General features: G+C 32.5%; 14 protein-coding genes. 7 read left to right on the plus strand and 7 right to left on the minus strand.

What is annotated here, in order from left to right:
- Positions 1–30: 30 nt before the first annotated feature.
- The 3 genes from QHG34_RS12790 to QHG34_RS12800 are packed head-to-tail and all read left to right on the plus strand — an operon-like array spanning position 31 to position 3,970.
- Positions 31–1,806, plus strand: coding sequence for an amidohydrolase (locus QHG34_RS12790; protein ID WP_282630600.1), 1,776 nt, complete (start codon positions 31–33; stop codon positions 1,804–1,806).
- A gap of 44 nt (positions 1,807–1,850) precedes the next feature.
- The gene (locus QHG34_RS12795; RefSeq protein ID WP_282630602.1) at positions 1,851–3,224 is read left to right on the plus strand and encodes an alginate export family protein; all 1,374 of its coding nucleotides are present in this window, start codon (positions 1,851–1,853) and stop codon (positions 3,222–3,224) included.
- 11 nt (positions 3,225–3,235) lie between these two features.
- Positions 3,236–3,970 carry a M17 family peptidase N-terminal domain-containing protein gene (locus tag QHG34_RS12800; protein WP_282630603.1) on the plus strand — a complete coding sequence of 245 codons (735 nt, stop codon included), beginning with the start codon at positions 3,236–3,238 and terminating at the stop codon, positions 3,968–3,970.
- Between the two features lie 71 nt (positions 3,971–4,041).
- Here the strand turns inward: QHG34_RS12800 and QHG34_RS12805 are convergent, their stop codons facing one another.
- Genes QHG34_RS12805 through QHG34_RS12815 form a run of 3 tightly spaced genes read right to left on the minus strand, consistent with a single transcriptional unit; the run spans position 4,042 to position 6,008 of the window.
- Positions 4,042–4,620, minus strand: coding sequence for a TlpA family protein disulfide reductase (locus tag QHG34_RS12805; protein WP_282630604.1), 579 nt, complete (start codon positions 4,618–4,620; stop codon positions 4,042–4,044).
- Positions 4,621–4,622: 2 nt separating this feature from the next.
- Positions 4,623–5,594, minus strand: coding sequence for a TQO small subunit DoxD (locus QHG34_RS12810; RefSeq protein ID WP_282630606.1), 972 nt, complete (start codon positions 5,592–5,594; stop codon positions 4,623–4,625).
- 51 nt (positions 5,595–5,645) lie between these two features.
- Positions 5,646–6,008 (minus strand): hypothetical protein, encoded by a 363-nt coding sequence (locus tag QHG34_RS12815; RefSeq protein ID WP_282630607.1) that lies wholly within the window; start codon positions 6,006–6,008, stop codon positions 5,646–5,648.
- 85 nt (positions 6,009–6,093) lie between these two features.
- Between QHG34_RS12815 and QHG34_RS12820 the strand changes: the two genes are divergently transcribed.
- From QHG34_RS12820 to QHG34_RS12830, 3 genes are read left to right on the plus strand one after another with little or no spacing between them, the layout of a single operon-like run.
- Positions 6,094–7,098 carry a FecCD family ABC transporter permease gene (locus QHG34_RS12820; protein WP_282630608.1) on the plus strand — a complete coding sequence of 335 codons (1,005 nt, stop codon included), beginning with the start codon at positions 6,094–6,096 and terminating at the stop codon, positions 7,096–7,098.
- The gene (locus QHG34_RS12825) at positions 7,095–8,084 is read left to right on the plus strand and encodes an ABC transporter ATP-binding protein (protein WP_282630609.1); all 990 of its coding nucleotides are present in this window, start codon (positions 7,095–7,097) and stop codon (positions 8,082–8,084) included. The genes QHG34_RS12820 and QHG34_RS12825 overlap by 4 nt, the downstream gene beginning before the upstream one ends.
- Positions 8,053–8,742: an SDR family NAD(P)-dependent oxidoreductase gene (locus tag QHG34_RS12830; RefSeq protein ID WP_282630610.1), complete on the plus strand. Its 690-nt coding sequence runs from the start codon at positions 8,053–8,055 to the stop codon at positions 8,740–8,742. The genes QHG34_RS12825 and QHG34_RS12830 overlap by 32 nt, the downstream gene beginning before the upstream one ends.
- A 49-nt stretch (positions 8,743–8,791) precedes the next feature.
- Here the strand turns inward: QHG34_RS12830 and QHG34_RS12835 are convergent, their stop codons facing one another.
- Genes QHG34_RS12835 through aroB form a run of 4 tightly spaced genes read right to left on the minus strand, consistent with a single transcriptional unit; the run spans position 8,792 to position 12,141 of the window.
- Complete coding sequence (locus tag QHG34_RS12835; protein WP_282630611.1) at positions 8,792–10,123, minus strand: MATE family efflux transporter; 1,332 nt, start codon at positions 10,121–10,123, stop codon at positions 8,792–8,794.
- 9 nt (positions 10,124–10,132) lie between these two features.
- The gene (locus QHG34_RS12840) at positions 10,133–10,519 is read right to left on the minus strand and encodes a hypothetical protein (protein ID WP_282630612.1); all 387 of its coding nucleotides are present in this window, start codon (positions 10,517–10,519) and stop codon (positions 10,133–10,135) included.
- A gap of 45 nt (positions 10,520–10,564) precedes the next feature.
- Complete coding sequence (msrB, locus tag QHG34_RS12845) at positions 10,565–11,101, minus strand: peptide-methionine (R)-S-oxide reductase MsrB (RefSeq protein WP_320416884.1); 537 nt, start codon at positions 11,099–11,101, stop codon at positions 10,565–10,567.
- A complete protein-coding gene (gene aroB, locus QHG34_RS12850) occupies positions 11,089–12,141 on the minus strand; it encodes a 3-dehydroquinate synthase (protein ID WP_282630613.1) in 1,053 nt (350 codons plus the stop codon). Before aroB ends, msrB begins: the two co-directional genes overlap by 13 nt.
- A gap of 161 nt (positions 12,142–12,302) precedes the next feature.
- On the opposite strand from aroB, the gene QHG34_RS12855 reads away from it, so the two are divergent.
- The gene (locus QHG34_RS12855) at positions 12,303–13,457 is read left to right on the plus strand and encodes a GlmU family protein (protein WP_282630614.1); all 1,155 of its coding nucleotides are present in this window, start codon (positions 12,303–12,305) and stop codon (positions 13,455–13,457) included.
- Positions 13,458–13,475: the final 18 nt, after the last annotated feature.

Here is a 13,475-nt window from a genome sequence, read left to right on the forward strand (position 1 = left end):
TGCCTTATTTTAATAAAACCTATATATATTATGAAAACATTACAAAAACTCATACTTACTTCTATTGTACTTGGATCTTCTTTTATGTATGCACAAAAAGCAGATATAATTGTAACCAATGGTAAAATTACAACTTTAGATCAGTTAAACCCAGAAGTGCAGGCTGTTGCAATTAGCGGAAACAAAATTTTGCAAACAGGAACAAATGCTCAAATTTTAAAATTAAAAGGTAACAATACAAAAGTTATTGATGCAAACGGAAACCGTGTACTTCCGGGATTATTTGATAGTCATTTACACGTAATTAGAGCTGGTAGATATTATAATGCAGAATTGCGTTGGGATGGTGTAAAGTCTCTCAAAAAAGCATTGCAAATGTTAAAAGAGCAAGCTGCTCGTACGCCAGAAGGACAATGGATAAGAGTTGTTGGTGGTTGGAACGAATATCAGTTTGAAGAAAAAAGACTTCCTACGTTAGAAGAAATCAACGAAGCAACAGGTAATGTACCAACTTTTATCTTGTATTTATACGGAAAAGCTTGGATCAATAAATCAGGTTTAAAAACGCTTAATATCAATGCTGATACACCAAATCCGGCACAAGGATTAATCGAAAAAGATACAAATGGAGATCCAACAGGATTATTGGTTGCAGAACCAAGTGCATTCATTTTGTACTCTACATTAGCAAAATTACCAGAATTATCTAAAGAAGAAAAAATTAACTCAACTCTTCAATACATGACAGAGTTGAATAGGTTAGGAGTTACTTCTGTAATGGATGCAGGAGGAGGATTTCAGAATTTTCCTGACGATTACGGAATTACAGATGAGTTGAATACGCAAGGAAAAATAACAGTACGTTTACCTTATTTTTTATTCGCTCAGAAAAAAGGAACAGAATTAGCAGATTATACAAAATGGACAGGAATGGTTGAGATTGATAATCACAGTCACAACGGTCATAACGAAGTAGAATATCATGTAGCAGGAGGTGGAGAAAACTTAGTTTCTGATGCAGGAGATTTTGAAAACTTCTTATTTCCTCGCCCAGAACTTCCTTCAACAATGGAAGGTAGTATGAAAGATGTTTTGAAATTATTGGTTAGCAAAAGATGGCCATTCAGAATTCATGCAACGTACAACGAAAGTATTACACGTGATTTAAATGTTATCGAAGAAGTAAATAGAGAAACGCCATTAAATGGATTAGTTTGGTTTTTTGATCACGCAGAAACAATCAGTGAAGAAAACATGAAACGTATCAAAGCGTTAGGTGGAGGTATTGCAATTCAACACAGAATGGCTTTCCAAGGAGAAACATTCATCAGACGATATGGTAAAAAAGCAGCGCTTAATACACCACCAGTTAAAAAAATGTTAGAGATGGGGCTACCAGTTGGTCTTGGTACTGATGGTACACGTGTAGCAACATACAATCCTTGGATTTCTTTGTACTGGGTAACAACAGGGAAAAGTGTTGGAGGAAACCAAATTATGGACAAATCAAATACTGTAGATCGTAAAACAGCTTTAGAGTTATACACGCACAGAGGTTATGATTTGATCAAAGAAAAAGACAAAGGTAAATTAACAAAAGGTTATTACGCAGATTTAATTATTCTTGACAAAGATTACTTCAAAGTTGATGACGAACAAATCAAAACAATTACTTCTAAATTAACAATCGTTGATGGAAAAGTAGTTTACGGTGATAACGATTACCAAAATGTCGCACCAAAACCATTAAAAGCATTACCAGAATGGTCTCCAGTAAATTATTTTGGAGGTTATCAAACAAAATAAAAACAATAATAAGTACGCCATACTTAAATTTAAACTCTCCACCGATGAAAAACCTTTTAATAAAAATTTCAATGTTAGTTCTTTTATCACCCAATTTATTTGGGCAAGATGAAGGTTTTAAACTAATGAGATTTGATGAAGATTATACATACTTAAAAGACTCGACAAGAAATTTCTACGAATCTTTAAAATATATTCCTTTATCAGAAGATAAAAATATAAGTTTATCAATAGGAGGTGAAGCACGTGGAGAGTTTATTCATTTTAATAACGAAGATTGGGGAAAATCTAATATCGGAACCAATCCATTTTTCTTGCAACGTTATAGCTTGCATGCAGATTTAAAGTTAGGAAATAGAGTTCGTCTTTTTACACAAATAAGAAGTGCTTGGGAAAGTGGTCGAAAAAATGGACCACGACCAATTGATGAAGATCATGCAAACATTCAGAACTTATTTGTTGATGTAGATGTTATCAAAAATGAAGAGCAACAATTAACAGCTCGTGTAGGTAGACAAGAATTAAATTACGGGAGTGGACGATTAATTTCTGTTCGAGAAGGTCCAAATTTACGTTTGTATTTTGATGGAGCAAAAGTGATGTACAAACGAGGTAATTTTAGTTCAGATGCTTTCATTATGGCGCAATCTACAGTTACAGAAGGTGCTTTTGATAATACTTCGACAAAAAAAGCAAATTTGTGGGGAAGTTATAACACATTCACTTTACCAAAAGAAACTAATTTAGACTTATATTATATTGGTGTTCATCGAGATGAAATACGTTACGAAGACGAATTTCTGAAAGAAACAAGACACACTGTTGGAACAAGAATTTGGCGTGATGCAGAAGGATTTATTTATAATTTCGAAGCAGCTTACCAATTCGGAAAAGTAAGCAGAGGTAGAATTAATGCTTATACAGTTTCTATGGATGCTGGCTACTCATTTGCAAATGCAAAAGGATCTCCAACGGTTAGTTTACGAGTTGATTATATTTCTGGAGATAAGAAAACAGGCGACGGAAAATTACAATCATTCAATCCATTGTTTCCTAAAGGAGGATATTTTGGTTTTAGCCCACAAGTTGGTCCAGTCAATTTATTTGATATTCATCCATACGCAACATATAGTCTTAATGATAAGATGACTTTACAAGGTGATGTTGTTTTCAATTGGCGAGCTTCGTTAAATGATGGAATTTACAGACCAAGCGGAACGTTAAGTTTAGCATCAAGCAATTCAAGAAAAAGATACATTGGTACAGCTTTTTTAGGAAGTTTTACTTACAATATAAACAAACACTTTACCTCAGTTACGGGGATTCAATATTTTAAAACAGGAGATTTTATCAATGATGTAATCGAAAATCATAAAGATGGAGTCTTCTTTAATACCAAATTAACATTCAAATTTTAAAAAATAAAATCATGAAAAAAATTAATCTTATCTCTCTAAGAACCGCATTATTAGTATTAGGTTTAACATTTGGAACAAATATTACTTATGCTCAACAAACTGTAACAGAAGCTAAAACAACAGCAATTGGTACTCAAAAAACATGGGGAACTGTTGACGGAATTCAAATCGTTGGATTAGTACAAGGTCCATCTGCTGCAGATGCAGAATTACAAATTGCCTGTGTATTTGAATATACTGAAGGTGATATTTTTAACGAGCCTGCTTTACCAGCTGCATTAAATGGTTTAGTTCATTTGGATGAAGCATTAAAGGGTAACTTAACATCAATCCGTAAAACAGGAAAATTTGACGGTCGTGCTTTAGAAACATTTTTAATCTCGCCAGATAACAAAACATTAGGAGCAAAGAAATTATTGTTAATCGGTTTAGGAGATCGTAACAATTTTACACCAGAATTAATGACACAAGTTGGTGAAATAGCAACAAGAGAGGCGTTAAAATTAGGTGTAAAAAACTTCGCTTTTGCAAGTGATTTGAAGGATGCTGGGATTGATTCGCCAACAGCCTTGGTTGCAGGAAATGTAGTGAAAGGAATTATAAGTGAGTATCGTGTACAAAATGAATTAAAAGGTTTACGTTTAGCAAAGTTTAAACCATTGACAAAAGTATATTTATTAGCAGGACCTGCTTTTTTTGAAGTTGCTGGTGGAGGAATTTCAGATGCGATAAAAGAGGTGCAATAAATTAGTTATTTTGATAATAAAACGGGGAAGTTAGCTTCCCCGTTTTTTTTGTATTAAGAATTGAGTAATGACTAATTCATCGCTTTTAGCTCATTCAAGAAATCAACAATATCTTGTCCAGAATAATCTGCCATTCCCATTGTTGTATGTGCAATATTTCCTTTCTTGTCCAAAATAACAGTTGTTGGTAACGAACCATTAAAAAACTCAGTTGGAATACTAGAATTTGGATAAACCACAGGTAACGAAAGTTTTTTGCGTTCCATAAATTTTGCCACTTTATCACGTTTTCCTTCTACTTCAACCGTCAAAATTACGATGTCTTTATCATCTTTTACTTTATCATACAATTTCTGAATTGATGGCATTTCCGCAATACAAGGCGGACACCAAGTTGCCCAAAAATTCATGAAAACAACTTTACCTTTCAAATCTTCCATGTTGACAGCTTTTCCATCAGCATATACCATTTCGAATCTGTAATTGGCTTCAGATTTTGGTTGAGTTGTTGGTTCAACTTTTTCTAATTTCGGTTCAAATAAACCTAATTTCATTAAACCTTGTTGCATTATTGCTTTAGCTTCTGGCACAAAAAGTAAGACCAAAGCCAGCGCTCCTATGATAATTGTTGAGTAATTTCTTTTTAACATTGCTATAAATTTATTGTTTGTTCCCATTGTAATCCGCTTATATCGGTTAAAACTACTTTGTGAATTTTGTCTGAAATATCAAAATTCAGATTTGCTTTTGCACCCAAAGGTAACACCAAACTGTGTTTGTGCGGTGTGACTTTTGCTACATAATAATTCGAAATTTGTTGTTTGTCCAAAGTGGATAACTCTTTCATATCCAAACTTTCAATTATTTCATTTTGATGATTATGAAAATCAATTCTGATCAAAAAAGAACCATAAACATCCGCGCCTTCTATTCGCATTACATCAAATGAAACCTTGTTTTGATGTTGTTTCAAATTCGTGATTTCTACTTTTGGTTTGACAGATTTATTGTGCAAAGTCCCGTAAACTCCACCATGAAAAACCTGATTTGTAAACAAAGTAATGAATAAAATAAAAAAACTAAAACCTATAAAATGAGGTCTGTATTTTTTGATTGAAATTGAATTCCAGTTATTTTCTTGTTTGATAAATTGATTTTTATTGAAGAAATAATCCAACGAGATTTTTCCCGAACCTGCCTGAAATAGTGTAAAACCTCCAGCTAATCCTAAAACACCAATTTGCCATTCGTCTAGACAAGTTGTACCAATCCAGCCCGAACCAAGTAAAATTCCCATCGCCAAAAAGAAAACGGCAATACTCATGATTCGTGTTTTGTAACCAAGCATTAAAAGTAAGCCAACAACGCCTTCTACGATGGTGAAAATCCACATATTCCAAAGCAACGCTTCAGGATTTTCGACTAAATATTGAATAAGTGGTTTAATGAAAAGGGCATTTGGTAAAAAATGATTGAATTTTTCGCCAATATAACCCGCAGCTTCTGGATCGAGTTTATTTTCTAAAATTAAACGTCTCCAAAAGGCAGAAAAGTACGTCCAACCAATGACCAAACGTAACGCTAATACAGCATTACCCATTGATAAAACAGATTTATTTTGCATGAATTTTTATATAAGTGATTGAATATTGTTGTCTAAATTAATTAAGAAAAATTAAGACATCAACGAATATTTCAATTGCTTATACAACAGATAAAAAGGTATTTTTGGTGATTGAATTTCATTCGAATCAATATCTTCTTCGATTAATGAAGAACGTGCTAATCCAATGAAATGAATAGATGAATCTGGTAAATCAAAATTCGGAACATCAAGATTCTTTGTTGATTTTTTAACTGTTTCAAACTTAACAATCGTACACGAATTCGAATGATTTTGATTGATTTTGACTTGAGAAGTTTTTGTTTGATGAACATTTTCTACTTCCAAAATCGTATGAATAGAAGCTTTGATGCTACATGGCGTAAGTAGCACAAAAATCGAAGAGATGATTAAAACGAAACTTCTAAAATTCATGAAACGAAACTAATCATTAATTTTCAATAAAAACCAATTCACAATTAAACTTTAAGAAATTATTAGAATTTCTATCTTTGTCTTGATGAAAGAAAAACCACTATTTTTTGTTTTAATAATTCTAACACTTTTACTTTTTGTTTTGAGTTTAAGTGTTGGAAAAGTCTCGATTTCTTTCACCGAAATTTTTAATGTATTTTCTGGTCATTCAGACGAAATGTTGCATAATCTTGTGCTCAATTTTCGATTACCAAAATCATTAACAGCTTTATTGGTCGGAATTTCGTTACCAATTTCAGGTTTTTTGATGCAAGAATTATTCAAAAATCCTCTAGCAGAACCTTCTGTTTTGGGAATAACTTCGATGGCAAGTTTAGGCGTTGCGATTGTGATTTTTCTTTTTTCGATGATTGGTTTTGACGAATTTCTCAACAATCCTTGGATTACAATTATTGCCTCATTTTTAGGTGCAATTGTCGCCTTGTTTTTGGTGATTTCGTTATCATTTCGTGTCAAATCATCCGCATCTTTGGTGATTATCGGATTTATGATTGCTGGTTTAGCAGGCGCATTAATTGGCATGATGCAATATTTTGCTCCTTCCGACAAAATCAAAGCCTATTTAGTTTGGGGATTCGGTTCGTTGAGCGGATTGTCATGGGAACAATTAGGTGTTTTTGGTTTATTTGTTTTGAGTGGAATCATCGTTTCATTATTTACTTTACGTGGAATTACAGCTTTATTATTGGGTGAAAAATATGCACAATCTTTAGGAATTAATATCAAAAAATTACGTTTTACAATTTTAATTTCAACCGCATTATTAACCGCATCAGCAACGGCATTCGCTGGTCCGATTAGTTTTATTGGATTGGCAGTTCCACATATTTGCAGAACATTGTTACGAACAGGTGACATGAAAGTTTTGTACCGATGGATTTTCGTTTCAGGAATATTTTTCATGTTATTATTTTCAATTTTAACAGAAGTTTTTCCGTTTGGAACGTTACCGATTAATATCATTACCGCGTTGTTTGGAGCGCCGATTGTCATTAGTATTTTGTTGAACAATAAAAACGAAGTGCGATGAAAAATGCTATTTTGAAATTAGAAAATGTTTCGGTTGGATATGGTTCAAAAGAAATTGTTTCTGCTATAAATGCGACTATAAACTCGAATGAATTGATTGCTGTTTTAGGTAAAAATGGTGCAGGAAAATCAACGTTGATTAACTCAATTTTAGGCTTTCAGAAAACATTGAATGGTGAAATTTATTTAGAAAATTATTCGATCAAAAAATTATCTTCTCAAGAGATTGCGCAGCAAATTGCAGTTGTTTTACCACGTTTGTCGATTGTTCCAAAAATTAAAGTTTCGGAATTGGTTGCGATGGGACGTTTGCCTTATCACAAGGTTTTGAAAAAGATTTCTAACGAAGAACAATACTTAATTGATGACGTTTTAGAATTGGTAGGAATTTCGAATTTGGTAAATCAATTTGCGAATGAAATTAGCGAAGGTCAATTGCAATTGGTGATGATTGCGCGTGCGTTCTGTCAAGATGCGAAATTGGTGATTTTGGATGAACCAACTTCTAATTTAGATTTAGCGAATCAATATCGTATTTTCAATTTGCTGAATGAGTTAAAATTGAAAACGGATAAATCATTTCTGATGATCACACACGAAGTTGATTTTGCATTGGAAAAAGCGGATAAAATTTGGTGGATAGAAAATGGAAATCTTTTCGAAAATATTCCTGAGCAAATGGCTTTTGAGCATCAAATTATTCAGAAATTATCTAACCAAAATCTGATGTATGATGAAAAAAATAATCGTTTTTCAACATCGAGAAAATTCTCAAAAACCATTGGTGTGAAAGGGAATTCTGAATTGGCTTTTTGGGTAAAAAATGCCTTAATTCGTAATGGGATATCTGTTGAAAATAATGCGGAAAATCATATTGAAATCACAGAAAATAACATCATCTTTGAAGGAATTAAGTTTGAAACGATAGAAGAAATTGTAAATTTTGTACAACACAATGAAAAATATAATTGTAACAGGAGCGAGTAGAGGAATTGGTTTTGAATTGGCAAAACAACATTTAGAGTTAGGAAATCGAGTGTTGACAGTCTCTCGAAATGTAGATAAATTGAAGGAATTAACAGCTTTTGCAAAAGAAAATCAATATCAGTTTATCGGTGTTGATTTGTCTAATTTTGATGAGATTTCAGAGGTTTTGAAAGCTGTGGAATCTTGGAATAAAGTAGATGTTTTGTACAATAATGCGGGAGTTTGTATCAACAAACCATTTGTAGAAATGCAACAAGAAGATATGTTGACTTCTTGGCAAATTAATTTTATGGCGCCATATCGCTTGATACAAGTTTTGATGCCAAAATTTGATACATCTTCTCATGTGGTTAATATTTCGACAATGGGAGCTGTACAAGGTTCGGTGAAATTTCCTGGCTTATCTGTTTATTCGTCTTCAAAATCTGCAACGGTTAATTTGACTGAATTGTTGGCAGAAGAATTGAAAGACCACGGACCAAGAATAAATGCAGTAGCTTTGGGAGCGGTACAAACAGAAATGTTAGAAGAAGCGTTTCCGGGGTATATTGCACCATTGCAACCAGATGAAATGGCAGAATATTTAGTTGATTTTGGATTGAATGGTTGGAAATATTTCAACGGGAAAATTCAACAAGCGTCAATTTCTACACCTTAGGAAAATAGAATTTAGATGAAATAATAAAAGTCGCTTTTGTGCGACTTTTTTATTGATTAGAAACTCGTTTTCTAAAAATGTACATTAATGGAAAACTGCGTAAAAACATCCAAATGCCAAATGCAATCCAAATTCCATAAATATTTAAACCAAAGTAATCTGCAAGATAAATGGTTGGTAGAAAACCAAGGAATGTTGCGACAATTAAGTTGTTTCGTAAGAGTTTTGCATCGCCCATTCCTTTGAAAAATCCATCAAAAATATAAGCCAATGTGTTGATTGGTTGCATTAATAAAACCATCCAAAATACAGAATTGAAAATCGTCAAAACATTTGGATCTTGGTTGAAAATTTGCCCAATTTGATTGTAGAAAATGAAACAAATCGCAATTAAAATACACGCAATTAAAACTGAATATTTGGAAATATCTTTGCTCAGAATCCAAAGTTTAGGATAATTCCGTTCACCTTGTAAACGACCTGCCATAGCATTTCCAGCACCTGCATATCCATCAATAAAAAAAGAAAAGAACAACCAAATATTCATCAAAATACTTTGTGCGGCGATGTAGTCTTTTCCATAATCGGTGGCGTAAGAGTTGGCAAGAAAAAATGCAACATTAAGCGAAGCAGTTCGTAAAATAAAATTGAAACTTAAGTTGACATATTTCTTGAAAAAAGGATGAATGATTTTCCCAGGGTTTAATCCAAATGAAGTTTTTGTGAAATAGTAGTAAAACGCCATGATTACCATAATCAATTGCGCAATCAAACTTGCATAGGCAGCGCCTTTGATATGATAAGCAGGAATTATTCCGTCAATTCCAAAAATCAAAATATAATCTAAAAATACATGAACAAACGCAGCAGTTAAACTACATTTCATTGCCCAAATAGTGTTTTGGATTCCTCTAAATGCACCAAAAAGTGTGAGGGAAATAAGTGTTAATGGAAAACCAAATGCTCTGATTTTGTAATAATCAACCGAAAATTGAAGAACCAAATCTTTTGCATTGTACAATTCGAATAGATTTTGCGCAAAAAAATAGGTCGGAACAAAAATAAGTAAACTCAAAAATAGATTGAAATACAAGGCTTGCGGAACTAATGTTTTGATACTTTCCAATTTATTTGCACCAAAACTTTGCGAAACCAAAGATGAAATAGAGGTTTTGGTTTGGGCAACAATCCAAATAATTCCGGAAAGAAAAGAACCAACCAAACCAGTCGCAGCAAGTGCTTCGACCGAATATTCTTTTACATTACCCACCATAGCAATATCGGTTAAGGTAATAAGAGATTCTGCAATTCCCGAAAAAATTGCAGGAATCGCTAATTGATTAATTTGTTTGAATGTAATTCTATCCGAAACCGAATTCATTTCGAAAAATTATTTTTTTACACGTTTGTAAGGAGGTTTATTTTTGATGATTTGATTTAGCATAAATAAAGTAATTGCAACCAATGTGAAATATCCTAAAAGCGGCAATCCAGGGATTTGATAATCATTGTATTTGAACATAAAAATACACGCTAAATATCCCGCAAAAATTAAATAGTAAAATACCTTTTTGAACGATCCGTAATTAAATTTTCCTCGAATATATTCGATAATGTTTAGTAAAATCAAAAAGAAATAAAAGCCAAAAAAGATATAGCGAAGTGGATTAATAGGAGCGTCTGTTGTACGAATATTAATCATTAAATTGTAATTGTAAACGCCATTATAAATTAATAACAATAAGATAAGAAGGATAATAATACGAAGTATTTTCATAAAGTATTTTTACATTAAAAAAAGCTGTTTTACAACAGCTTGATATTATTTAATTTCTGGTTTAAAATCTAAAGATAAAGAATTTACGCAATAACGTAAACCTGTTTGTGTAGGGCCGTCATCAAAAACATGTCCTAAATGACTTCCACAATTCCCGCAAAGTATTTCGGTTCTAGACATACCATGTGAAGTGTCTAAATGTTCTACAATTTTACCTTTTTTTATTTCTTGATCAAAACTTGGCCAACCACAATGTCCGTCAAATTTTGAGGCTGATGAAAAAAGTTCTTCTCCGCAAGCGCCACATGTATAAACTCCATTTTCAAAATGCATATTAAATTTCCCAGTAAAAGGACGTTCGGTACCAGCTTCGCGCATTACATAATATTGCTCTGGCGTAAGTTCCTTTTGCCACTCGGCATCAGATTTAGTTACATTGTACTTAGGCTCGTTCATAGCGATTGTTTTATTGGTTTCTGGGGTTGAGATTTCTTTCTTCCCTTGTGGTATACATGAGATGCTATTTGCACCGATTATTATTGATGAAATTATAAGGTATTTATATTTTATTAGCCAATCCATTGATTATATTTTTCAAAAGCTTGTCTGATTTGTTCTTCAGTACAAACTACATCATAACGACAATTTCCAATCTTATTAATCAAACTAAAGTTGATTGAATGGTTTTGATTTTTTTTGTCGTGCTTCATCCATTCCATTAAGCTAGGAAAAATTTGCATATCAATTGTATTTAAAGCGTACATTGAAGCAAAACTTTCGCAAACTTCTTCTAGATCAGTTTTTGAAATTAATTCTTGATCATAACTCAAGAAAGTCTCAATAATCATACCGATAACAATTGCTTCACCATGTAAAAGTGGAAAATCAGTTTCTAACGATTCACTTTCTATTGCATGTCCAATTGTGTGTCCGTAATTTAGGATTTTACGTTCACCTTTTTCATAAGGATCATTATCTACTACATTTTCTTTAATGTGAATAGAGTCCATAATAAAAGGAACCAAAGATTTTGCATCATGTGTAGGTAACTGAACTAAATTATCCCAATGATCACGATTTTTAATTAAACCATGTTTTAACATTTCTGCTAATCCAGATTTTACCTGACGTTGTTCTAAAGTTAAAAGAAACTTAGGATCAATTAATACCATTTCTGGTTGAGTAAAAGTTCCGATTATATTTTTCATTCCTTCTAAATCAATTCCGTTTTTACCACCAGCAGAAGCATCTACCATTGATAATAACGTTGTAGGTATATTGATAAATTTTATACCACGTTTAAATGTAGAAGCCATAAAACCTCCCATATCAGTCAAAACACCACCACCAACATTAATTACTAATGAATGACGATCTGCACCCAATTCACTCATCGCTAACCATAGATTCGTAACCGTATCAATGTTTTTATTGTCTTCACCAGAATCTATTTCTAAGATTTCGTATGCCGAAAGGTTGTCTAAATCAGCTAGTAATAAAGGTAAACAATGTACATGTGTATTCTCGTCAACCAAAAAAAAGATTGAAGAAAAGGTATTCTTAGATAGGTATTCGTCTAAAATATAGGCGATTGAGCCAAAATGAATCGGAGCTGATTTCAAAATGAAATATGTTTAAATAAATGTGCCTAAAATTACGCAGACCTTTTGATATCAACCAAATTTTTTGAATGATTTATTTTAGCCATTTCAAATACTATAAAGTATAATGTTATGAAAATTGTCTGAAATTATTTTTTTAAATTTGCACAAAATCTAAACAGATGAACATAGTTCTATTTGATGGCGAAGAATGGGAAAATTTTTTGCCTCTAACGTTTACAAAACCTGTTGCGGCTGTCCGTATGGGAATACTAACTTTTGTAGAGCGTTGGGAGAAAATAACAAATAAAAGCGTGTCTTTTTTGACCCAAAATTATTTGTCAGAGAAATTTCCTGCAGATTTCCAATCAGAGAATTTATTTATTAATCCTTCCTTTTTTCCTTCAAAAAAACTGATTGACACAATTCTGAATCTTAATTTAGGACAATCTATCGTATATAAAAATCAATTAGTTGCGGTAAAAACAGTAGAGCAAATACCTACAATTACTGTTGATGTAATAGATTTTGACGAAGAAATTATTCATATTCAACACTCTTGGGATTTATTTACATATAATTTTCAAGCGATAGAGTTTGATTTTGATTTGGTAACAAAAGGTAGAACTTCACAACCTATTTCTTCAACAAATGGAGTGTTAAATCCTGAGAGAATATTTATAGAAGAAGGAGCTTTTGTAGAATTTGCTACTTTAAATGCTACTGATGGACCTATATATATAGGAAAAGATTCATTTGTAATGGAAGGTTCTATGGTGCGTGGAGGAATGGCTCTTTGTGAGCATGCTACAATAAAAATGGGAACCAAAGTATATGCAGGCTGTACAATTGGACCACACTGTAAAGTTGGTGGCGAGTTGAGTAACGCGATTATTTTAGGTTTTTCTAATAAAGGACATGACGGATATTTAGGAAACTCTGTTGTAGGAGAATGGTGTAATTTAGGAGCTGATACAAACAATTCTAACTTAAAAAACAACTACGATATTGTAAAATTATGGAGTTACAAAGAAAAAAGATTTGTAAAAACAGGATTACAATTTTGTGGTGTAATTGTTGGAGATTATGCTAAGGCAGCCATTAATACTCAGTTTAATACTGGTACGGTTGTTGGTGTTTGTGCGAGTATTTTTCAACCAGGTTTTCCACCAAACTTAATTAAACATTATAGTTGGGGAGGAAATTCGGATGCGCCGGTTTATAATCTTGACCGTGCATGTGAAGCTGCAGAAAGAATGATGGCAAGACGTAAAGTAGAGTTTACTTCTGCTGATAGAAAGATTTTAGAACATATTTTTAATTTAAATAACAACTAATTTAACAAAGAAAAAGAC

Source organism: Empedobacter sedimenti (genome assembly GCF_030005555.1).
In the GTDB taxonomy this organism is placed as follows: Bacteria; Bacteroidota; Bacteroidia; order Flavobacteriales; family Weeksellaceae; genus Empedobacter; species Empedobacter sedimenti.